Origin of the sequence: uncultured Photobacterium sp., assembly GCF_947502415.1 — a bacterium.
Classification (GTDB): domain Bacteria; phylum Pseudomonadota; class Gammaproteobacteria; order Enterobacterales; family Vibrionaceae; genus Photobacterium.
The window spans coordinates 152,891-176,964 of the sequence record NZ_CANMZV010000001.1 but is presented as its reverse complement, the minus strand read 5'-3'; the positions used below and the strand labels follow the sequence as shown (position 1 = coordinate 176,964).

Below are 24,074 nucleotides of genomic sequence, written 5' to 3'. Positions count from 1 at the left end.
TTTTGCTAACCATAATAATTTCATGAGTTTACCCTTGTTGAAGCATACCAAACGTGCCGTAGCAATATTAACTACACTTGTCTTCTCCGGGTGTGCCGTCTACGCTGGCTTTAATTATGACCAGCTCTATGGAACGCCTGAACCTCAGGAACGCATGTTCCCGACATCAACACCTGTCGCCCAGCGCTACCTGAGAGATGTTAAGCCGATCATTGAAAACCGCTGCGTGGTTTGCCATGCCTGTTACGATGCCCCTTGCCAGCTGAAACTATCATCAGCAGAAGGTATCGATCGCGGTGCCAACAAAGAAAAAGTCTATGAAGGCACACGACTTCTGGCGGCAAAGACTACGCGTATGTTCATTGATGCTCAGTCAACGGCTGAATGGCGTGAGAAAGGATTTACACCGATTCTCAACGAGCGCGAACAATCGCCCGAAGCCAATACTCAAGCCGGCGTTATGGCCAGAATGCTTCAACTCAAACAAGCGCATCCACTACCCGATCAAAAAATTCTCGACCATGATAGCTGGGACTTCTCGCTGGATAGGGATCAGCAATGTCCGACGATCGAGGAAATGAGTCAATATGAGCATGACTACCCGGAATGGGGAATGCCTTATGGCCTTCCGCAAATCAGCCAAAGTGAAAACGATACACTGATGGAATGGCTGGCTGCCGGATCACCAATGACAGGTGTTGCGCCTCCTTCAACAGCCACTCTGGAAAAAGTTAAGAAATGGGAAAGCTTCCTCAACGGTGATTCATTGAAAGAGCAACTCGTCAGCCGCTATATCTTCGAGCATTTGTTTGTCTCGCATCTGTATTTTTCTGATGAAAAAGAGCCTGTTTTCTTTAACATCGTTCGCTCACGAACTGCACCGGGAAAACCTGTTGATGTCATCGCCACACGCCGACCATTTGATGATCCTGGCATTGACAGAGTGTACTACCGCTTGGTACAAGTTCGCGAAACTATCGTCGACAAAACCCATATGCCATATGCATTAAGTGCAGAAAAAATGATGCGCTTTAAATCACTGTTCTTCGAACCGGAGTATACTGTTCACGCGCTACCAGGCTATGCACCAGAACTAGCAGCAAACCCGCTGATGTCATTTCAGCAACTACCGGTAAATGCCCGCTATCGCTTTATGATCGATAATTCGCAAAATACCATTATGGGCTTCATTAAAGGACCGGTTTGCCGCGGACAGTTGGCATTAAACGTAATTAATGACCGCTTCTGGGTGTTCTTCGTTGATCCAGATATGGCAGATATTCCTAGTGTCAACAGCTTCTACCAGGCTCAAGCAGAGAACCTGCGCCTACCGGCGGAAAAAGACAGTACAACCCTACCGATTACCAATTGGGTTTCCTATGCCAAACAACAAGGTCGTTTCCTGCGAGCCAAAAATAACCTCCTTAACCAGGCATTTGAAAACGGTGAGCACCTGACAACCGAACTAATTTGGGATGGCGATAACCACAACGATAACGCCACACTAACCGTGTTACGCCACTTTGACAGCGCCACTGTTGCCAAAGGCTTGGTTGGTGAGCCACCCAAAACAGCTTGGGTTCTCGACTATTCACTGCTTGAGCGCATCCATTACCTACTGGTTGCCGGCTTTGATGTCTATGGTAACTTCGGCCATCAATTAGTAACCCGGATGTACATGGACTTCCTTCGAATGGAAGGCGAATCCAACTTTCTGTCACTACTACCGGTAGAAACGAGACGCGAAGAACTTGCTGATTGGTATCAGGATTCAAACCAGCACCTGAGCAATTTTATTCAGGGAGATATCAACGAATTTAACCAGCCAACCGGGGTTAAATACTCAACTGACAATCCGAAAAAAGAATTGCTGGGTATGCTACAAGCGCGATTGGATGGCGTCAGTTCTGAAAGGTATGAACTGACTAATACTCAATTAGCACCGGACAGTATCGCTGCACTTGAAACTATCGGTAAGCTTCAGGGTAAACAGGCAACATTATTCCCTGAATTGACATTCATTATGGTTGAACCAAGCAACCGCAATGTCAAAGCACAGCTGTTCACTTTGGTTCGAAATAGTGCCCACAAGAACATCTCAAGCCTGTTTGACGAAGAATCAAATCGATTACCGGAAAATGATAACGTTTCATTAGTGAAAGGACTTCTCGGCAGTTATCCGGGGGCGTTCTGGCATATCCCTGAAGCACAACTGCCTCAGTTGGCATCTCAGGTTCAAGCGATCCAGTCTGAAGATGATTACCGAGAATTGCTCGATAAGTTCGGTGTACGCAGAACCAGTTCGGATTTCTGGTCGTTCAGTGACAAACTGAACCAGCTATACCGCTCTAATTATCCGATTGAATCTGGCTTGCTCGATTACAACCGAATCGAAAACCGTTAAAAATTTAGCCTGACGAATAAAAGCCTGCAATTTACAGGCTTTTATTTTTCAATAGTAGCCCGCATATAAAGTAATTGGTTCAGGCGGACTCTGAATAGGCTGCCAGCGATTACTAAACGTATACTTGGCATACAACTGAAAATGGTTTGGATCATAGGAGTCAGAACGCTCAGCATCCAACATGGCACCTAAATACCACTTCGGGGCAATTCGCTTTTCTACGGCAAGGCGCAATGTATAGCCAAAGCCACCTCCTGTATCTTTACTGCCATTTAGCTTATATGGTGCATCTAATTCACTCCATGAATTTGACACAGAGGCATAAGCAGAATACGCCCAAATATTCTGATATCGACCGTAATAACTGATCGGTAGAGAAAGGGAAAAGTACGACTGCGGGCTATAATATGGACCATGCCCTAGCGCATATTCCCCCAGGTTCTTGTCGTAACTCATATAAAACGCACTGGCTCCAATACTCAAGCGCTCGTCATCATCATTAATTAGCTTCCAATACCCGCCGCCCAGCAAAGCAAAACGAGTGTTATCTGCCACATTTTCACCGGATAAAGAATGATATTGAATACTGGACCATCCACCATAAGGCCCTCCTTCATCCCATGACACTCCTATATTTACACCGGTGCTTAATACACCTCCCCATTCCTGACTACTTTGTAAATCCTCTACAACCATGCCGGCATATGACACCGTGGTACTTGTTTCAGGGCGACGGGACAAGACAGCACGAAGAGAGTAGCTATCAAGGTCATAATTTTTTTCTATACCGCCAACTAGTTCTGTATTTAGAAAACCCATTGGCGTTGTTCCTATATCTGCGCGCCAGTCGTTTGCTTCCCAACCAAGTCCCACCGCCGTCCCGCTATCATCATGATCAAAGCTGACATCACTATCGTAAAATGTCTGTTTTCCAGAACTTAATTGAACATAATCAACCTTGACAACCAGATGTCCGTCATACTCAGAAAATGGAACTCTTGCCTCAAACGGTACTTGTAGCTCTTGGTTTTCGCCATCTTGAAAGCCGAAATCGAAACCCATTTTTATATGGCCATCTTCCCGTGCGCGTAATGTATCAATATCGGATTTTACGTTTCGAGTTAACCAATAATCATCAGCTTCAATATACATTGTCTCTAGCGACAATGTCTTTTCACCTTCACCTTCACCTTCACCTTCACCTTCACCTTCAGGCAATGGTTGCTTTTCCTGCCTGTCGGCTAGCAGTGTTTGATAAGCTAACGTCTCTGCCGTTTCCCATTGCTGATTTTCCATAGCGACAGTTAGCGATTTCCATTTATCAACCACGCTACCATCTTTCCGATCTGTCAATTGAGCTAACAACTGTGTTGCCTCTTGCCCTTCATTAGCATCGTAAAGCACTGTCGCCCATTTCACCTGATGTGCATAAGTAAAAAGAGGGTGCTGCTCCCTCACTACAAGACGCCACTGTTGAAAAGATTCCTCATCCTCAATATCAACCAATATTTTGCCGTAGCGTAATAATAACTCAGTACTCATTTCAGAAAGGTCCGGAGAACCAATAACAGCTCTAGCCTTTTCTTGATCGCCAAAAAATATCCAAGCAGAGGCCAACTCTAATTGGCCTTCTATTTCATCAGGCCGTGTATAACTTTGCAAAAGCTCAACCGCTTTATCGGGTTCCTGCTCATATAAGGCAACTGCACTATTTACTTTGAACTGAAATGTAAAGCGTTTGAGCGTTTCGTCCATTTCAACAGAACGTTGAGCTTTCGGAACAGCGTCCATTACTACAATAGCTTCTTCCAAACGTGCCTGTTTAGATAAGAACTCTCCATAAGCAAAAGCCATTTCAGGATCCCGACTCGATTTCGACCAATCCTCCATCAAGTTATTAGCCAGTGTTATCAGACCATTATCGAATAAATAATCTGCAATATCAGCTCTGATCCATGGGTCTTTCGGGCTCACTTTAATTAACTCATCAATGACCTTCGCAATTTTCAGCTTGTCATCGTCAACTGAGTATCCCTGCAATTTCTGAGCTAATATTTTTACTCTCAGCGCACTTATATCATCACGAACAACCTTTCTCTGAGCAATTGAGAAGGCTTCAGCCTGTTGCAAGGCTGTTTTATACTGCCCCTGTTTGCTATAGGTTCTTAATATCCCTCGTAGCGCGGTTTTATTTAGCGGTACCTTTTTTATAGCTTGTTTATAACGTGAAACGGCTGATGTGTAATTCAACCCCAAAAGAGCCAGGCTTGCCAGGCGATTATATCCATAGACAATATTAGGCGATAAGCCCAGAGCCTTTAGATAGTTTTTTTTCGCTTCAGTAAAGTTACCTTTTTCGACTTGTAAATCACCGCGTTCCAAGTAGGTCCAATATTGAGAAGTATGAATCAGTGAATTATATTTGCTTAAATTATCCGGATCGTCATCATAACGTTTTGCTCGTTTAAAATAAGAAAGTGCTTTTTCTGATTTCCCCTTACGTAAATAATATTTCCCCATAGCTTCTAATAATTCAGAATCTTTGGGACGGGTAGTCAGAGCATAACTAAGTTGCTTATAAGCAGAAGGTAACTTCTTGGGATCATCAGACTTCATTAAGGCAATCCCACGTAGTTTAGCTATATACGTCGGATCTTTTAACCATTCCTGCTCTTGACGCCAACGTGATTGTGCTGAAATATTAGCTTGCTGAATTTCTAAATCATCAGGAAAATAACTTGCTAGCAAAGCATGATACTTCGCCCATGAGGCCGTTACAGGCATATCAGACAATGACCTCAACCAAGCATCTGCGGCTTGCCTTCCTAATTTCGGATCAACTGACAACCTCTGTAATGTAGATAATACCCAAGTATTGGCGGGCTCACGCTTTCTCAAATGAGTGGCCAAATGTAGCTGCAGAATGGGAACACCTGGAAATTGATAGTTCATTTGTTCCAATTCATTTTTTACCCGAGTCCAGTTAGCATCTTTTTCACCAAGCAAAGAAAGATAATCTAACTTAATCAGGTTTGTTGGCATTCCATATGGGAAAATCGCCTCATACTTTTCTATAGCATCTTGGGTGCGCCCAAGCTTAGTGAGTAATTTTATTTGCCTGTATTCAGCACTATTATCCGTATGAGCAGACAAATATGTCTGTAATAACAATACTGAACGTTTTTTAGGATATAATTTCAATAAATCAATTAAAACTTGTTTCCCATTAGTAATGTTATTTCTTTGAACATCCAGCCTAGCTTGAGCAGCTAATCCAATCACATCCTTCGAATCAATGGCTAATAAGCGGTCTAGCGCAGCTTCAACTATGTCATCCCGGTACATTAACTCGGCAATATAAATCTGACTATGTAACCATTCAGTAGACTTAACTGTTCCGATATTTCTAGGAGGATGTGTTGATTCAGATGAGTCTGCGTAAATTTGTGCACGCTGTTTCGCCGACAATGACCAAACCGTCCCGCTATAGATAAAACAAGATAATATGATGGATACAATAACCGTCCGTAGTACATATTTTACAAGCATTGTGTCTCCCAATATGTTTGTAAGCTACCATCACTTGTAAATCGATAGCGGTTTTCATACCAACCACGGCCAAACAAGGCCAATACATTATCGTAATAATAATCATCCTGAAGACTTCGAAGCGTTTTTTCCACAAGCTGATACTGATTGTTCGCCAATTCTTCCTTCCCTGAAGATACTAATAGCGGCAACATTGAAGCTGAAAACCCAGGAGAGCCTTGACCTTTATAAGTTCCATTGCGTGAATTAACAAATTGAGGTGGTTTCCCTTGTCGGATATTTGCAGCAACCATTGGTTGCATCTTTTTCAATACTTTTGGCTTAAATGGATCATCATCAGCGAGCATTCCGGCCCACAGGTATGTCCGAATGGCGTTATAACTCCCTTTACCTTTTGTTTTCTTATCGCTGGCATATCCTTTCGATGAATACACAACCCAGTCGGGACTAAAACCTTTTGGCATTGATTGGATAATAAGGTTTTCACTGCCTTTTCTTAAAGCACTCCAGTCTTGATGAGTGAAAACTGTTGCCATCTTTTCAATTAGTTGAATGGGAACATAACTAGGATTTAAACGGTAGACATTACTCCCTAAGACAAATCCCTCAGGTGCAGGTAATAATTGGCGTTCATCTGTACTTAATTTAACCGTTTCCTCTCTCAAGATCCGGCTTGCCAATAAATATCCCATATTCTGGTAATAATCATTATTCCAAAGACGGCCAGCTTCATACAAAGTATAGGCAATCCAAAGATCTGAATCAGAAGCAGAATTATCATCCAGAATAGTGTAACGTCCTTGCTTATCTTTCCCCCATAGCCAGGCCGGAAGGCGGGCAGTTAAATCCCCTTTAGCTAAGTGCTTTTGCGTCCAATTAAATAATTGCTGAAACGTATCGGGGTCATTTGCCACTAAAGCAAAAAATAAGGCATATGACTGACCTTCAGAAGTCGTGATCTGTCTCTTATCTGACCCATCAAGAACACGGCCACTATCCTGAATATAGGTTGTCTTAAATGTATCCCACAGGGGCCAATCACACTGCTGACTCCAGAGCTGAGAACTAAATACCACTCCAAACAATAGTATCGTCAACCGCTTCATTTCTCCCCTCCTGCGGCTAATCTTCGTGCTGAAATTTGGCGCAATGTACGCAACAAGACTACCGACAACAAAAATGCAATAACAAGAACACACAAGGCTAGTAGAGCCGGATGAAAAGAAAAATGAAATAAGATTAAATCAACAACAGGTAGCTGCCCGGCATAAAAAGTATTTCCAACATCAAAACTAGCTACCTGTCCTGATTGAATGGTCACAACAGAACCAAACATATGAGCTACTTTTCCACTGTCATTCAGCGCCTCAGCAATCAGGGATAAATCTTTTTCTGTCGAAGCAACAAGCGAGATAAGGCTTCGGTTAGAGCTATATGGCGATTCCATCGCAACCATACTTGCAAATGGCCCGGATGACGTCACATCAACAACACCAGTTATATCAGAGTCTTCCTCCAAAGACTTAAACCATGTCGCCCAACCTAACTTATTATTATTAACAGGTAGCGCTAGCTGGCGAGATGTTTCATTTAAAATTAACTTTGCCCCATCAGGGAAACTTACATCCGTGTTCGAGGACAATAAAGATCCTATAGTTAAAATATCCTTGTCATTTAAAGACTCAGGTAACAAGTTATTAAGCATCATCACTTTAAAGGCAGGATAACCAGTTTTAGAGCCTATCAATCCCAATGTATCTAACATCAGTGAAATCTCAGGTAACGACGGGGTATCATTCATTACCACCACAGTTTCAGATAAATCAGCCATTCGTGAAAATGGATAACCAGAACTAGCAAAAGCTCTTAAATTAGGCATCTTTATATAATGAGAGAAACCGGAAAAGTCTAATGTTGAATCTGCATCCATAACTGCATAGTGATGGCTTTGACGAGCTGAATAATTAGTAGCATTTATCGAAGAAGAAAAGCTGAACTCAAATTTCATCGTATTTTCACTATCAATACGAAATCCTGGAATATGTGATACGGTGTTATTATCAATGCTAAGATCGTCCATTAACGGGATTCGAATCCCTGTATCTTCTGTGCTTCTTCCCTTTTCTGAAAGATTAAAAGCTTCTACAAATTGCCCATTAACCAAAAAACTCATCCTTGCCCCGGATTCGTTATGCATAGGTGAATATCGATAACTTAATTTGACAGGAATACCACGTGACTGCCACGCAAATAAATCAGGTGGTAAATTAAACGAAACACTAATCGGTGAAGATGTACGCCCTTCAGTTTCTAATTGGTAAGGTCCATCAACTAACTCCGCAAAAGTCACGGGGCGAGAGGTACTAACCCAATTAGGCGCATCATAAGGCTTCCTTGGCTTTAAGTCAGTTACACTATTTACTCTGGCTATTGGCCCAGTTAGCAAACTCTTCCCAAGAATCAGGCCTTGTACAGCCATCGTTAAATCACTTGCATCACGTCCTAATACCAATAATAGCTTGGCATACTCATTCGTAGGATGAGTGATTAACTGGAGCATAGGCCCTGAGACATTAGGCAAATCATGAATAAATGCAGGCTTATGTTCATTCGTTGCAAAAACAATCGCATGTTGATTAGGTAGCTTATCAATATAAACAGGGAAACTGACGCCTCTCCAATTTGCCATAGCGCCAAAATATGACGCCATAACTCCCGCTGCAGTTAATTCTGCTACATCTTGTTCCACTGGAAAAACAAATGGAATGGAAACATGAGAAAAATCCCTTTCATCAAAAAATGGGACAGGAAACAAAGACAAATCTGTAGCTAAAATCGATTTTTGCACCTGCAGACTGACACGACCAGACTTACTTATATCAACCCAGATACTTGAATCATCACGTTGTCGATTAACACTATTATTTGAGGCTATCAATTCAAATTTCAACTGGTTGAAATTACTGATAAACCTAGAATCCAATGGCAATGATGCATTTACTTTTTCTCCCAACTTATCATCAGAAATCACAATCACGCCCATAAGCTCATCATTCAAATAAACTTTCATATGAGAAACAGAAGCAACTAATGAAGGGGAAGGCATAAAACTAAATTCTAATGAAGCTTTAGAAACAATCTCATCTAGTCGAGAACCAAAACTTAAGTATGCTGTACTCGCATTACCTGCCAATGTTATTGACTGATTAATACCGAGTTGAGAAAACGTAATTTCCTTATTATCGACAAAAGAAAGAACATCATTCTTCTCTTTACATTCTACAAACAAAGAAAGTACTAAGCTAAAAAATAGAATGAGTATTTTTATAGAGATTCTATCCATTTAAACCTCTCTAGACATAACAACTTTAGGCCTAGTTAATAAAATAAAATCCCAAGCAGCTAAAGCATATGTAAATGGCAACCTAATAACTTTCGGACAGTTATTAAACAAAGTCTTATATCCATTAAAGCTTACTAAAATGACATTTTTAAGACTAACTAATGGCCTATCTGTTTGATACCTTTGCTGGCATCTATACCAATTATCAGCCTTAGCGAACGTACATTGAACGTAATCTATTTGCTGTTGTGTTGTTGGCAGATCAAGCTTCAGACCGACATATTTAGCACAATGAACAACATGACATTGAAATGCAAACTCGTCTGAAGAATGCTTCAATACTATGTCAATCTTTTCCACGCCAGATAGAATACGGTTATCTTTCATTTTTACTCGCAAACCACCCAAAGAATAATCCTTTACAGTAGCCGGATATAAATGTCCTGTTTCCAGTTTAATAATCGCAGGCATTTCAACATCAATACGATGATGCTTTCTAACTTGTTTAACCTCATCAGCAACAGCTATTGCTCCACCTAAAAGAAGCAAATTGTAAAATGTCCATAGTAAATTAATAATGGTTGTAGCAACTTCATCATCAGGCCCCCACCCTATCCGATGTAAACCAAAACAGACACCAGCAACATTCAACAATATTAATAATAAATAAGGTTTAGATATATTCCAGTCAAAATGTGACTGTTCGATAAGTCCACCTTTCTCAGTTACATTAAACTTACCCTTCTTAGGGGCACACAAAGCAACAGTAGTCGGAATAGCTATATACCAAGCCAAAACTGTTTCATAAATCTCTCCCCAAAATGAGTGACGATATTGTCCCTGAATTTTCGAATTCGCTAAATTGGCATGAAGCATATGAGGAATAACATACAAAACAATCGCTAAAGCTGGTGCATAGATGATATTCGCATGAAATATTAAAAAAGCTAGCGGTGCAACCAGAAACACCAATCTTGGGATCCCAGAAAGAAAGTGCATCATCGCATTTAAGTAACACAGCCTTTGATGCCACTTTAATCCTTTACCTGTAAGCGGATTGTCTATCCTGAAAATTTGCGCCATTCCTCTCGCCCAACGTATACGCTGTCCGATATGAGCCGATAATGTTTCAGTAGCTAAACCAGCAGAGATCGGCCTTCTTAAGTAGGCCGATTTATAGCCACGACGATGTATCTTTAAAAAAGTATGTGCATCTTCTGTCACTGTCTCAACAGCAATTCCACCAACTTCTTCAAGTGCTGAGCGGCGTAATATGGCACATGAACCACAAAAGAAAGTTGCGTCCCATAAGTCATTTCCATCCTGAACTAAACCGTAAAAAAGATGCCCTTCATTGGGAACTTTTCTAAAATTAGCCAGATTCCGTTCAAATGGATCTGGAGAAAAAAAATGGTGTGGTGTTTGAACTAAGGCTAACTTTTGATCATGAAGAAAGGCTCCCATCGTCATCTGAAAAAATGCTCGAGTTGGTACATGATCACAATCAAATATAGCGACAAACTCCCCACTCGAATGCTTTAGGGCATAGTTCAGATTTCCCGCCTTTGCATACTCATTTGTCGGCCTGGATAAATAATTGACTCCTACCTGCTTAGCATAAATTCTAAAATCATCACGATGCCCGTCATCTAGAATGTAAATATTGAGCTTGTCTTTTGGCCAATCAGCACCTAATGCAGAAAGAACCGTAGTTTTTACCACATCAAGATCTTCATTGTATGTTGGGATCATTAAATCAATCGTAGGCCAGGCTATGGTAGCCTCTGGTAAAACAACAGGCTTTCGTTTCAATGGCCAAATATTTTGGAAATACCCCAACACTAATACCAGCCATGAATATGTTTCTGCTAATAATAATATTAGCCCCATAACCAAATCTAACGAATCATCCCAATTTAGAGTTGATGTATAACGCCACCATATATAGCGACATGAGGCTGTTAATGAAAGTATAATTAAAAGAAAAACAGGAAGTCTACCAGAAACATTTTTAACCAGCATTGCCACTAACCAAAGAAGGAACACAAAAATAGCTTGAGACTTCCAATTAAATGGAATAGTGAGAAATAAAATAGAAAGCAACATAACAGAAGCCAATACTAACAAACTTATCACTTCAAAAAGTTTACTCTTGTTTTTATTCTCTATATTCGTTTTATCATTTTCTCTTTCAAAATATTTTATAAACCATGTAATCATTGGCATCATAAATGCTGCAAGCTTACTAATACAACCAGATAAAAAATTATATTTATGAAAACTCAAAAAGTTAATATTTGATTTGCTATCTTGCTTTACTAAGAACAACCAAAACAACTGAAAAACAAAACTAAATAAATCAACTAAACCAGGCTTTTTAAACTGAACATGCGGAAAATAATAAATCGGTAAGGCCCATGTTCTTTGTGTTCCTACTCTAGGCTGTAAAAAAACCAAACATATAACAAACCAAAAACACAACGTTAGTCGACCTAAAATACTAGGATTTGCCGCATTCACATAAACAGCATACCTTTTACGAAGCCGTCTTATTTCAAGAGGCTTGAACACCAACCCTGTACTAATTTCATACAATTTTTTGAACATGATTAACCCGGCTAAGACATGAAAGGCTCCATAAGGCTAGTGATTTAAATTCAATAGCCGCTTGACTATCAGGCGAATAACACCCTACTGTTTGCAAATTTGCAGCAGCCTCAGATAATGATTCATCATAATGTATATGCTCAGACACTAAGAAATCATCCCAATGCCGTTGCAATTCAAAGATAAAGTCCCCGCTGACTTTACTATTCAAAAAACATCTATTGGACAATAACTTAAGATTTGGAAAGCATCGCAACAACTTTCCTTTCGTATTTAAAATTGAATAGCATGCAACATCAGGATTTAACACCATGAAGTGCAAATCAATGCTAATGTGCAGAGATCGCAAAAGATCACTAAAATCAGGATGAAATGTAATTGTAGGTAAGTGAAGAATAATAAAATCGAAATGGCAACCTAATGTGTCGATAATCTCCGAAGGTTGAGTTTCAATAAGATTATAGGCCATATCTGCATCAAAAAATGTGTCCGTACCTTCACATGGTTCCAATCGAAGTGTAGATTCTGACAAATCACCAAAAGGAAGAAAAAATATGCCTTCTGGACTTTGATGAAATGCTAGCGTCCAGTCTTCCCGATGGTGTAGGCGTACAGCCCAACCATCTTGATCTGACATTGCCATTGAGAAAGAGGTACGAATACAATTTCTGCAGTCAAGATCAACAACAACAACCTTCTGACCCAGTTGATGGAAAGCACAAGTCAGATTAGCCGCTACAGATGCAGCCCCCACACCTCCTTTTATACCTGAAACTGCTATTAATTTTATCAAATATTAACCTTCCCTTTGCTACACACTCAGCTATTAAGATCGTCAATAACCAGTCCATGACTATAATCTTTTTTATTTTCGGAAAAAATGGCCCAACGGCGATTAATCTTCTGCTCCTTCTCATCTTCAAGTATTTCTTTATAGTCAAACTCATCATCTTCAACATAATACGAATTAACTATATATAACACGTCCGATTTAGCATTCATTTTTATAGTCTTTTTTTGTCATAAATAAGCATAAAAGCTCAATCAAATTAATACTACCAATAGATCATTTATTTATAACCACACTTTTATTATTATCAATAAGCACCAACAATCATTAATAAAAGCGTAGCATAAGCACCAAATACAACCACAATTTGCTATATTTATTATACTTTAGTACTAGAAAAGCTGAATTTTCCAAGTCTGGTAGACTATTTCATGTTTATTCACAAAATAATTTTTCAAAAAAACCTATTTTTTTGTCTTCATAAGCATCAAAAGTGGAAACTTTTATATCGTCGACTAACATTAAGTTATTGTCAAAAACACAACAATAAAATCATCACGATTATGATTAAAATTATCACATCCAACGACAAGCAGTTAATATGCAATTTCATGATTACCTATAACACTGACTCATCATCTAAAGCTGAGAGTATAAATAATGATACATTAGTAGTTAACATGACAACTGAAGAGTTTATAACTTCATTTAATGCAAACAATCATAATCTTGAATCGATGTATAATAGAATTTATTTCACAACGGACAGTAAACATATCATCACTCTTAGGGAAATGGCTGCAGATTTAGAGATTATCAAATCAAATAATAACGTTAATCTTCACTTACTAACTGAAGATAGAATATTTATCGGTATAGAACATACAGAACTGGTTCAATTTTTTGTGGGATTAAACCAGCTACTAGAAAACACAAAAACTGAACTTTCCTTTTTCATCTACGGTCAAAATATTGATAGCCATATAAAACCGTTAATGAATTCCCTTTGCAATTATATTAAAAGCCTTTCTACATTATATACCAATAATATTAACCAAGTGATTCACAATATTATTTTCAAGCATACAAAACAAGGTATCACTACTAATAAACAACATATAATATTGCTTCCGTCCACTCACAATCCAACAGAGCCTAAAAAACTTCACGTAAATAGTAAAACACCTGTACCTTACATTGAAAATGATGCTGAACATATACTTACGACACGTGATCTACTTAAAGACAACGAATTTTTACCACCACAATATCGAGCACTGAAAAACAAGAGCAAGTTATTTAAAGAGGCAAAGTCAAAAAAAAACGCCCTCGTAATTTTCCCATATCAGTCACATCATGATATAGATAAAATATCCAAGTTAACCTTCAGGTTAAGAATGACACTGGGTAATGAAATGAGAATAATTGTCCGAGAAGTTAATTGTCGCATGCGTTATATTGACAAGATTTTCTTATTTGAATCAGGTGTTAACCTAGTAATTCCATCACTATTACCATTTTCTGAACTTATCAATTTCTGCTATCAAGTAAAAAGAATGACTCATCAAATCTCCTGTAATATAAGCTATAACGACTTAATAAGTCGAAAGCCAATATTTAATACTCGTGGAGTTTTTGATACGGAGCAATTTACGTTTCACGTCAAGTCACTGATCTCTTATCATATTAATCATCACCTGGATTTTGCATTAATCAAACTAAAACCTCTCACAGATATTACCACAGAACAATGTTTATCATTATGCCAGATAAATCGCAATGGTGACCTGTTAACAACTTATGAAAATAGAATTTATATTTTTTTTAGTGCCACGAGACACAATGATATAGACCAAGCACTATATAATATTTTCAAATTTAAAGCGGAGCTTTTATTCACACAAAGAACCACTATATCAAACAGTAGTGATGTCAATATTGAGTTAAGTAAACTAAAGTTCAACTCTACACCTGCCAAAAACATAAGCCCCCCCCCCAATATTAGAGAGCGTGAATTATATAATAAAAACATTAATCATCGTCATGCTAAACGCACCCCATTAGAAAGAGTCCAACATAAGGTATCATCATGAACTTAAGCGACTTTTTACTCACGGTATTGGTGAGCATATCATTAGGCATTGTTTGTGGTGTTTTTTTTAAAGATAGTATTGTGAAATTCAATAATTACCAACAACAAAAACGTAGAAAGCTCAAACATTTCAAAGAGTATAATGTAAATAAAACGAAATAATGGCAGGGATTTTATTGTGGAACCGGACAAAATAAAAACACTTTCATTTAATATAGGTATTTGGAATCTATATTTTATCACCAAACTTATAATGAGCATTAAGGGTTCTATAGGTTTCTCCCCATTATATAACTTTACACTTTTTGTTTTTTTTCTCATTCCTACAAAAAAAGGAATGCCTGAAATACTTAAAAATTTCATCGGCTTTTGTTTGGCTATATCTTGTTTATATTACGATTCTTTTCTACCGCCACTTGCTCGTTTTGTTGAACAATTTTCACAACTGCAACAGTTTGACAGTACTTATCTCATCGAAATATTGTTCAGATTCATCGACCAAGACACTTTAGTGTTTTTTGCCTTTCTTTCAATCACATACTACCTTGCAAATAAGATTTTCAAAGTCACAAGTTTTGTACTTATTGCTATGTTATACATATCATTCATACAACAATCTCAGCCATTCTTTATTCAATCAGAGCAGGCACCTCGACACACTTTACAGTCAACAACAAACACATTAGTTAAACAGAAAAACGAGAGTCAAAGTGATTTAGATTTAAATCAATTAAAATCAGACTTTTTTATAAATGAAGAGTCTAAAACATCAACACTCCATAGCAAACTTTCCTTAGGCAGCAATTTCGACATTCTTTTACTTAATATATGCTCAATAGCTTGGGATGATTTAGACCTTACTGGACAAATTAACCATCCATTGTTTGATGAATTCGACATTTTTTTTGAGAATTTTAATTCTGCAACCTCTTACAGTGGACCCGCAATCATCCGCCTTCTTCGTGCTAGCTGTGGACAACAAGAGCATACAGATCTATTCTCGCCTCCGAACAATAAGAAGTGCTTACTATTTCAAAACCTAGAAAAGATTGGATTTAAAAATGAACTGATTTTAAATCACGATGGTAACTTCGGAAACTTCATGACTCACATTAGCAATAATGTTGGTGGTATAAAATCCAAAGTCGACTTAAAATCACTACAGCCCTATCAAAAAAGTTTTGATGGTTCTAGTATTTACCGAGACTTTACTATTCTCACAAAGTGGTTAACAGAATATAGTTCACCACAAAATGCACCAACAATAACGTTATATAATTCGATATCTGCGCATGATGGAAATAGAATCATTCGAAATGATACAAATGGAAGTCTATTAAGCTATAAGAAACAACAGAAAAACATTCTAGACGATTTATATAACTTTATGGATCAATTAAAAAAATCCCAACGCAACTTTGTTGTTGTTTTTGTCCCTGAACATGGAGCGGCCCTTCGCGGTGATAAAATGCAGATCCAGGGTATGAGAGAAATTCCGACCAGAATAATCACTCATGTTCCTGTTGGAATAAAACTTTTAGGGTCAAAACTTAACCTTCAAGGTGGTTCAATAAAACTGAATCAACCTAGTAGTTATTTAGCCATCTCAGATTTAATCGGAAATATTATTACTCATGATATTTTTTCTGGAAAACCATTCCACCTTACAGAACTTGTAAACGACCTTGACCATGTTGAGTTTCTTTCCCAAAACCAAGGCACAACTATGATGAATGTTCAAGGTTCTTATTATCTGACCCTTGACAATAAGAACTGGATTCAATACTCAGAATAATATTCTCCCCTACAATTCAGGGATCACTATGCACAAACGTATTTACAATCTGCTCAGATATTTCTTTTTGCAGATGATAAAATCGGATTACATATGACAAATAAATGAGCAAAGTCATGCTTGGTACACTGAAAAAAATGAAATCATCTCTCGACAAAGAAGTGGAATACCTACTTCCTGTCGGTGATGACTTTCTCCCCTTAAATCCATTAATCGGCAAAAAGCTGAAGGTGAGCTACACAGGCAATATTTTCTGCGATGCCTGCGGTAAAAAAACGAAGAAAAGCTACTCACAAGGTCATTGCTACCCTTGTATGAAAAAGCTCGCTCGCTGTGATATGTGCATAATGAAACCTGAGACTTGTCATTATGCCAAAGGAACTTGCCGAGAGCCTGAGTGGGGAGATACTCACTGTATGGTCCCTCATTATGTATACCTGTCAAATACTTCAGGGCTAAAAGTTGGGATTACCCGTCATACGCAACTGCCAACCCGCTGGATTGACCAGGGGGCAACCCAAGGCCTGGCAATCCTGAAAGTCAAAACCAGACAACTGTCTGGCTTGGTCGAAATTGCTCTCGCTGAAATGGTTGCGGATAAGACAAACTGGCGTGCGATGCTCAAAGGTGACAACAATGACATTGACCTAAAACAAGAAGCAGATCGTTTATTACCGGCCATTGAAAATCGACTAAATGAACTGCTTGAACTGTATGGTGATGATGCTGTTGAAAGGCTCGATGAAGAACTTTTAGCAATTCAATACCCTGTGACTCAATACCCTACGAAAATTAGTTCACACAATTTTGATAAAGAGCCTGTAGTAGAAGGTACTCTTCTTGGTATCAAGGGACAATACCTTATCTTTGATACAGGGGTGATCAACATCCGTAAATTCACCAGCTACGAAGTCTGCGTCGAAACACCATAGCCCTAAACTGGCTCCTAAACAACACAAGGCGGTACTTGGCCGCCTTGTTTATATCTATATTCATTTGACCTTTGGCTGAACATATTTACGATTACCATCTACGATTGCAACATCCCGGATAAAGTTAATGCCGAGAACAATGCCCTTTCCTGCGGTAAGAGCAAACTCAGTCAGTTCATTCAATTCACCCAACTTCGCCCGTAATTTAACGACGGCCTTCCTTTCCTTGCTGCCATTTTTACTTTTCAACCATCTTTCAACAGGCAATTCTACAGGCTGTCCTCCTGCCTTGAACTTAACCCAATCGTTACCATCACGCTCAAATTCCTGAACATCAGAAACACCAATAGTAGAAAGTTTTACTCCAGAATCGACCTTTACCCTCACATGCTTTTTAGCCGGGGCTAGCCATACCCACTCCTCTGCCCCCAAAATTAGTTTTCCATCTTTCGTCTTGGTAACAACAGGAACTGGCTTAGGTTTGGGTTCTGGTTTCGGCGTCACTTCCGGAACAGGTTTAACCTCTGGCTCCGGTACAATTACAACAGGCTCTACAGGCTTAACTTCACCACTAACTTCAGGTTCAGGAACAGGCTCAGGTTCCCGAGAGATCTGCTGGGCGCAACCAACCAGTAAAAGAGCGATAAAACAGGCTGCTACTGTTCTCATTTTGCGATCCCTTGTGCTATCTAACTACAAAAATAATACGCAGATAAATCATCTAGTAGCAAATTTAACGGCAAGAATAACTCTCTTCAAACCGATTTGCCTTCGACAGCAACCACTGCTCGTCATACCACCCCATATTCCGGCTATGTTTGGCATCGTCCCATAAACTTAAAAACCATCGGCGACAATCAAATCCCTCAGCTAGTTGAACACTCTCTTGGTATCTTTCAACAAGCTGTAAATCCGGGCGGACATCATAAAGATGAAAAAGGTCAAACTCACGATGCTTATAACCGACATCACACGGATCTACGATGGCTGAAACCTGATAAGTTTTCTGGTCAAACAGTATGTTCCCCACATGACAATCATCGTGAACCAAAGAAGAATGATGATTTATCGGTGACAAAATCTCTTCTTTTCTCTCCCATAAAGTCGAATAGATATCTTTGAGCTCGGAAGAAAAAGGTGAACAACTACTCTGTACATAACGCAATACAGGTGACATCCAGCTTTCATAGGCTTTTATCAAGCAAGGAGTAAACTCATTCTCGACTACTTCGAATCCTTCTGAAGCCTGATGTTCATGTAAAGCTAGCAATAGATTAGTATAACTCTCACGAAAAGATTCTACCGCAGCCGGATCATTGGGTAACTTATGTGCAGACTCTCCTTTGACCCACTCCAGCATAATATAGTCATACCCTTCTTCTCGTCCGAAAAACAAGACTTCAGGGACAGGACATGCCAACACTTTACTTAAACGAGATAACCCTTGGATCTCTTTCGCCTGGCGACCGATCTCCCTTGAAAACTTAACGACAACCTTAGCTCCGTGTGGTGACGCAACAAACACAACCCAGCCATAAAATGTTTCCTGAAAATTACATAAATCAGGACGCTGGCCAAAAATCGTCTGATAAGCGCTTTCAGCTATCTGCTTAAGTTGTGGTTTTATCATCAGCATTCCCTGTACAAATACCCGGCACTCATCACCAAAATATCAGTCTTGTTTCTCATGTTTAGAGTGCAACAATTGGCCTCTTCAAGCTAGGATTTTGGGTCAAAATAGTAAATTCTGAGCTCGCGCTCTCACTAAAATGTATCTAATGATTTACCGCAGAATAAAAAACAGGCGCAAGAAAAGTCAAACCACGATTAAATGATAATCATCACCAAAGAAACATTAAAATCATTAAGTTAAGATAAAAAACCTCGCTTACCTCAAAGGAATTTCATATGCAGTTTCCCTATATGAGGTACCCGTTGTTCTTGTTTTCATCAAGCAGGAAGATAACGACAATAGCGGGAAAAAAATCCAGAATCAAAAACTAAAATGCCGTATTAGCACACGGCATCAACAATTACTGAATAGCAATACCGATAACTTCAGATACTTCACGTAATTGCTCTTCATTATCAAGCCGAACAGACCAGTTAACACCACTTCCCATCGCTGTGATCACATTGGCTCCACCAATCAAATTCACATCATCGACTAAAGCTTGCAATGTCACTCGTGCACTGCCGTTCAGGCGAATAACTAACTCATGCTGGTTGGCAATAATTCGACCTTCAGAAAACGTTAAATTCATTAATTAAGCTTCTTTTTTCTTATGTTTCATCACAGCCATCGTCAGTCTGCTAGTGCAGACTAATCGGCCTCGTTCATCGGTGATCTCAATTTGCCACACCTGAGTGGTTGCCCCTAGATGAAGCGGGACAGCTTTTCCCTTAACAATACCGCTCCGTACAGCACGTACATGATTAGCATTGATATCTAAACCAACGCAATACTTTCCATCATCTACACACATATTGGCAGCCAGGGAGCCAAGTGTTTCGGCCAACACTACTGATGCACCACCATGCAACATTCCTAAAGGCTGATGGGTACGGGCATCAACAGGCATAACAGCACTCAAACTATTATCATCAAACTCACAGTACTCAATCCCCAAATGCTCGACTAACGTATTAACCGATGTCTGGTTCAAGCTATCCAACGTGAACGGTTTTTTCCACATACTCATGAAGTTACCTGTTATCCAATTCCCGACCAGAATAACATTCTGGCTCCTTGGCGACTATAAACAATCTCACTGCCATAGTATGATCCTGCGTTTAATCTTGCCTATAATTGGATGAAAGGAATTACTCATATGCGTCATTTTCACCCTCTGATCATAACAGGGCTACTAGCTTCAACAATGGCGCTTACTGCCTGCTCCAGCTCTCCTACTGGCCGTCAGCAGGTTTTGCTGTTTTCCAACCAAGATATGTCGCAACTTGGTGCGCAGTCTTTTGAAGAACTGAAAAAACAAGAAAAAATCAACACGGCCCCCAAGACCAACCAATATGTACAGTGTGTCGCCAACACCCTGACGTCAAAACTAAATCCAAGGAATGGCTTCAGCCAGTGGGAAGTCGTCGTTTTTGATAGCGATCAAGTCAACGCTTTTGCCCTACCGGGCGGAAAAATCGGGGTCTACACCGGTTTACTAGATGTTGCCAATAATCAGGATCAGCTTGCTAGCGTCATTGGCCATGAAATCGGCCATGTTATGGCCGAACACAGCAACGAGCGCCTGTCCCGCACACAGTTAGCCAATGTTGGCCTTCAATTATCAAGTATGGCGATAAGCGGTACTGAATATTATGATGCAGCAATGGCCGGACTCGGGCTTGGTGTTCAATATGGTGTGCTGATGCCTTACGGCCGTGCACAAGAGTCTGAATCCGACATTATCGGTCTGCGCCTAATGGCTGAAGCTGGATTCAATCCGAATGAAAGTATTACCCTGTGGCAAAATATGAATAAAGCTTCTGGCGGTAATCAACCACCAGAGCTTCTTTCAACTCACCCATCTCATGCGACGCGTATTGGCGACTTGAAAGCCGAGATCGGACGCCTACCGGCTTATAATGCCCCACATCCACAGTGCCAACTGTAGTCATATATCAAAACACCGATAACATAAAAAAGCGCCAAACGGCGCTTTTTTACTTCTAGCTTTGTTAGCTTTCAGTCAACTCAAAACCTGGTGTATAAACCTGAACACGGCGATTCTGGGCACGACCGTCTTCAGAATCATTCGGTGCAACAGGGTCTGTTTCACCACGTCCCTGGACAATTACACGATCTTTCTCAACACCGAAATGGGTGCCTAAATAACTGGCAACCATAGCAGCCCGTTCTTCAGAGAGTTTCTGGTTATACTCTTCGGATCCTCGACTATCGGTATGCCCAATGACATACAATTTAAGGCCTGGATATTCTACTAAGCGGTCACCTATTGGTTTCAATCTATCTATATCAGCCTGAGAAAGCGCGTTACTGTCAAAGGCAAAAGGTAGTGCCAAACTAAGAGCTTCAATCTCAATAACTTCAGGCTCAACAGGAACAGGTTCTGGTTCCGGTGCTGGCTCTGCGACAGGTTCAGGCGCAGGTTCAATGGCGACTGTCGGCTGTGCTCCCCAATGATATACCAGGCTCAAACCGTAAAAATGGACATCACTCTCACCCGGGTCGTTATCACCAACCTGATTATAATATTGGTACTCAACTCGTGCTGAAAGATCCTCATTAAAGAAATACTCAGCTCCGACACCAACCGTGCCGGAAATGCCGCTTTCATCTTCGTTGTTGACCCCGTTATCAACATCAAAAAAATAACCACCAGCCTTACCAAAAATATCGATATCGGACGTTGCCGACCAGGTGAACTTACCAACAAGATCTAGCCCTTGAACTTCAAAACCGCTATTTCCCTGTTTGAAATCGGCCTGGCCCAAGTAGGTATAGCCACCTTCGACGCCAAACCAGGAATTATAGTTATACCCAATAAAGGCACCACCACCCCAGTCATCACGTTCAAATGCACTTTCACGACCATCAAGAGCACCGTCAAAACTATCAAAGTTAGTACCACCAATTCGTGCACCTACATACCACGGATTATCGGTTGCAGCTTGAGTAACGCCAGAAACAAGCAAGGCTAGCGAGAGGAATTTGTATAGCTTTGTCATATGAATAGTCCTTTATTTGTTTTTTGCCACTACACCTTATGTCTAGATCTAAACAAAATAATTTACAAATATAGAAACACAAAAAAATCCTTCTTTTTCATATACAAAAAATACAGCAAGGTGATAGAGCTATTAATAATCAGGTAAACGTGAAAATAAAATATGAATAATGCAGATAAGAAAAAAGCCCACGACTGTGAGCTTTTTATGGTAATTATTTATCGGTTCACCGTCCTTCAGCTAACGCCTCAGCAGTAGCATCTTCCACCGCCATAAAGAGATAATCCACCACTCCCTTTGGCGATGTCATCGGGTTAAGCGTCACGTTCTGATACATAAATGACGCTTGCTGGGTAATTGGCCTGACATTCCGGCATTTAAACAAATACGGACGCTGACGCCAGATAAGAAAGCTGCGGCAACCGAGTTCAAAAACAGGCTTTGACTTTGCCACAAACCACTCTTCTGGAATTTCAGGAAAAATCTCAAACAGGTTCTTGCCAATCGCTTCATGGGCCTGCTTACCACTATGGTGGATCATAAAGCCATTCCAGACATGGATATTGAAATCCTTATCCAGTACAACAAGCCCGACATCGACATGCTGCACCATGTCAACCATCCAGTGAAACTGCTCAAACTCGGCTGGTAAAGAAAACATGGCTTAATCCTCATCCATCAAATACGACAATTTGTTATCAAGTAACGGCAGTGATTCATCCACAAACATCAGTAACAAATCACATTTAATGCCTGTCCCTTCTATACCGTAACTCACCTCAAATGTCATGGTTCTACGCCAGTTACCTTCCGTTTGCTCAATCATATTTTCAATCGGGATATGTTGTCCTAACAATACAGGGTGGCTTTGGAAAAACTTGACTTCCGCCTGCTGCCCCAGTCCCTTAAGAAACGAACCGACCAAAATATTACTGACGTCCATCAAAAGTTCCAGCTCAGAGTCTCCCCCCTCCGCAACAGGATATTTCATCATCGACATCAGATCATTAACACTGGAATCACTAAGTAAAACCAGTGCCTCACCCGCAATACCCTCGCCACTGAATCCCTGGCAGATCCCAGACATAGTACTGCTTGTCGACAGGTGGCGCATCGTCATATGAAGTTCACTAACTTCAAAGACATTGACATTCGGCAGCGGCAGATTTACAAAAACATCGAAATGTCGTGCCAATGAGTCCGCGGCACGGCCAATAGCAACGTTAGCCACTTCCAGATAGATATCACGACGACGGAGGGCTGGTATCGCGACCCGCTGGATAACGGCATCAAATGCAAGTGGTTCGGATGGGATCAGCGTCTTGAGCAAGTCTTTCAAATGTGCCTTATCTATCGGCTTTTTCAAAAACTCGATCGCCCCAAGGGCCTTAACCCGGGCCTGAGCTTGTGGCTGGATATCCCCCGAGACCACAATAACTTTAATATCTATTCCTTGTCGATTGATAGCTTCTAGTGTCTGATAACCATCCATTTCAGGCATTGTCAGATCCAGAAACATCAACGCAAACTTTTCTTTATTCAAATGCTGTAACGCTTCTACGCCATTAACAGCAAAAGTAACTTCAGCATCAAGCGAAGCAGGTAGTCCACGGGCCATCTGCTTACGGGCTAACGCTGAATCATCGCAGATCAAAATTGAAGTTGCCATGCTAGCTCCTTGGCGCTTCTTCTTTCTCGGAGCGCTTTTCTAATATTCTTATGTAACTCAACGATAATAACAGTTGAATAGTATCGGGTCTGCTGAAATACGTGAAAAGCATCAACAATACCTCTCAGGTAAGACCTCACGAAACAAAGTGACAGCGTCACGATGCTCGGCAATCTGAAATCTTCTTTTTGAAAC

The 24,074-nt window shown here is 40.2% G+C and carries 18 protein-coding genes; 5 read left to right on the top strand and 13 right to left on the bottom strand.

From position 1 onward, the window contains the following. Positions 1–34: 34 nt before the first annotated feature. Positions 35–2,404 (top strand): fatty acid cis/trans isomerase, encoded by a 2,370-nt coding sequence (locus Q0852_RS00730; protein WP_299012972.1) that lies wholly within the window; start codon positions 35–37, stop codon positions 2,402–2,404. A 48-nt stretch (positions 2,405–2,452) separates the two neighbouring features. Here Q0852_RS00730 and Q0852_RS00725 read toward each other — a convergent pair whose 3' ends face one another. Genes Q0852_RS00725 through Q0852_RS00700 form a run of 6 tightly spaced genes read right to left on the bottom strand, consistent with a single transcriptional unit; the run spans position 2,453 to position 12,905 of the window. Next, positions 2,453–5,953: a cellulose synthase subunit BcsC-related outer membrane protein gene (locus Q0852_RS00725; protein WP_299012971.1), complete on the bottom strand. Its 3,501-nt coding sequence runs from the start codon at positions 5,951–5,953 to the stop codon at positions 2,453–2,455. Continuing rightward, positions 5,944–7,059 (bottom strand): cellulose synthase complex periplasmic endoglucanase BcsZ, encoded by a 1,116-nt coding sequence (gene bcsZ / locus Q0852_RS00720; RefSeq protein WP_299012969.1) that lies wholly within the window; start codon positions 7,057–7,059, stop codon positions 5,944–5,946. The genes Q0852_RS00725 and bcsZ overlap by 10 nt, the downstream gene beginning before the upstream one ends. After that, complete coding sequence (gene bcsB / locus Q0852_RS00715) at positions 7,056–9,296, bottom strand: cellulose biosynthesis cyclic di-GMP-binding regulatory protein BcsB (RefSeq protein ID WP_299012968.1); 2,241 nt, start codon at positions 9,294–9,296, stop codon at positions 7,056–7,058. The genes bcsZ and bcsB overlap by 4 nt, the downstream gene beginning before the upstream one ends. Beyond that, positions 9,297–11,903, bottom strand: coding sequence for a UDP-forming cellulose synthase catalytic subunit (bcsA, locus tag Q0852_RS00710; RefSeq protein ID WP_299012967.1), 2,607 nt, complete (start codon positions 11,901–11,903; stop codon positions 9,297–9,299). Then, on the bottom strand, positions 11,884–12,696 hold the full coding sequence (locus Q0852_RS00705; RefSeq protein WP_299012965.1) for a cellulose synthase operon protein YhjQ/BcsQ: 813 nt from the start codon (positions 12,694–12,696) through the stop codon (positions 11,884–11,886). Before Q0852_RS00705 ends, bcsA begins: the two co-directional genes overlap by 20 nt. 26 nt (positions 12,697–12,722) lie before the next feature. Then, positions 12,723–12,905, bottom strand: coding sequence for a hypothetical protein (locus Q0852_RS00700; protein WP_299012963.1), 183 nt, complete (start codon positions 12,903–12,905; stop codon positions 12,723–12,725). Between the two features lie 399 nt (positions 12,906–13,304). Between Q0852_RS00700 and Q0852_RS00695 the strand changes: the two genes are divergently transcribed. The 3 genes from Q0852_RS00695 (at position 13,305) to Q0852_RS00685 (ending at position 17,512) form a co-directional block, all read left to right on the top strand. After that, entirely contained in the window at positions 13,305–14,786 is a 1,482-nt protein-coding gene (locus Q0852_RS00695) for a BcsE family c-di-GMP-binding protein (RefSeq protein ID WP_299012961.1), read from the top strand. A gap of 177 nt (positions 14,787–14,963) precedes the next feature. After that, entirely contained in the window at positions 14,964–16,580 is a 1,617-nt protein-coding gene (gene bcsG, locus Q0852_RS00690; protein WP_299012960.1) for a cellulose biosynthesis protein BcsG, read from the top strand. 104 nt (positions 16,581–16,684) lie between these two features. Further along, positions 16,685–17,512, top strand: coding sequence for a DUF2797 domain-containing protein (locus Q0852_RS00685; protein ID WP_299012958.1), 828 nt, complete (start codon positions 16,685–16,687; stop codon positions 17,510–17,512). A 60-nt stretch (positions 17,513–17,572) separates the two neighbouring features. Here the strand turns inward: Q0852_RS00685 and Q0852_RS00680 are convergent, their stop codons facing one another. The 4 genes from Q0852_RS00680 to Q0852_RS00665 form a co-directional block, all read right to left on the bottom strand. Next, entirely contained in the window at positions 17,573–18,181 is a 609-nt protein-coding gene (locus Q0852_RS00680) for a RimK/LysX family protein (RefSeq protein ID WP_299012956.1), read from the bottom strand. 64 nt (positions 18,182–18,245) lie between these two features. Beyond that, a complete protein-coding gene (locus Q0852_RS00675; RefSeq protein ID WP_299012955.1) occupies positions 18,246–19,142 on the bottom strand; it encodes a phosphotransferase in 897 nt (298 codons plus the stop codon). A 403-nt stretch (positions 19,143–19,545) separates the two neighbouring features. Next, complete coding sequence (locus Q0852_RS00670) at positions 19,546–19,776, bottom strand: DUF3389 domain-containing protein (RefSeq protein WP_299012954.1); 231 nt, start codon at positions 19,774–19,776, stop codon at positions 19,546–19,548. 3 nt (positions 19,777–19,779) lie between these two features. After that, on the bottom strand, positions 19,780–20,214 hold the full coding sequence (locus tag Q0852_RS00665; RefSeq protein ID WP_299012953.1) for a hotdog fold thioesterase: 435 nt from the start codon (positions 20,212–20,214) through the stop codon (positions 19,780–19,782). 129 nt (positions 20,215–20,343) lie between these two features. Between Q0852_RS00665 and Q0852_RS00660 the strand changes: the two genes are divergently transcribed. After that, a complete protein-coding gene (locus Q0852_RS00660) occupies positions 20,344–21,135 on the top strand; it encodes a M48 family metallopeptidase (RefSeq protein ID WP_299012951.1) in 792 nt (263 codons plus the stop codon). A 64-nt stretch (positions 21,136–21,199) separates the two neighbouring features. Here the strand turns inward: Q0852_RS00660 and Q0852_RS00655 are convergent, their stop codons facing one another. From Q0852_RS00655 to Q0852_RS00645, 3 genes are all read right to left on the bottom strand, one after another. Next, positions 21,200–22,210: an OmpA family protein gene (locus Q0852_RS00655; protein WP_299012949.1), complete on the bottom strand. Its 1,011-nt coding sequence runs from the start codon at positions 22,208–22,210 to the stop codon at positions 21,200–21,202. A 226-nt stretch (positions 22,211–22,436) separates the two neighbouring features. Continuing rightward, entirely contained in the window at positions 22,437–22,871 is a 435-nt protein-coding gene (locus Q0852_RS00650) for a PAS domain-containing protein (RefSeq protein WP_299012948.1), read from the bottom strand. Between the two features lie 3 nt (positions 22,872–22,874). After that, complete coding sequence (locus Q0852_RS00645) at positions 22,875–23,879, bottom strand: response regulator (protein WP_299012947.1); 1,005 nt, start codon at positions 23,877–23,879, stop codon at positions 22,875–22,877. Positions 23,880–24,074: the final 195 nt, after the last annotated feature.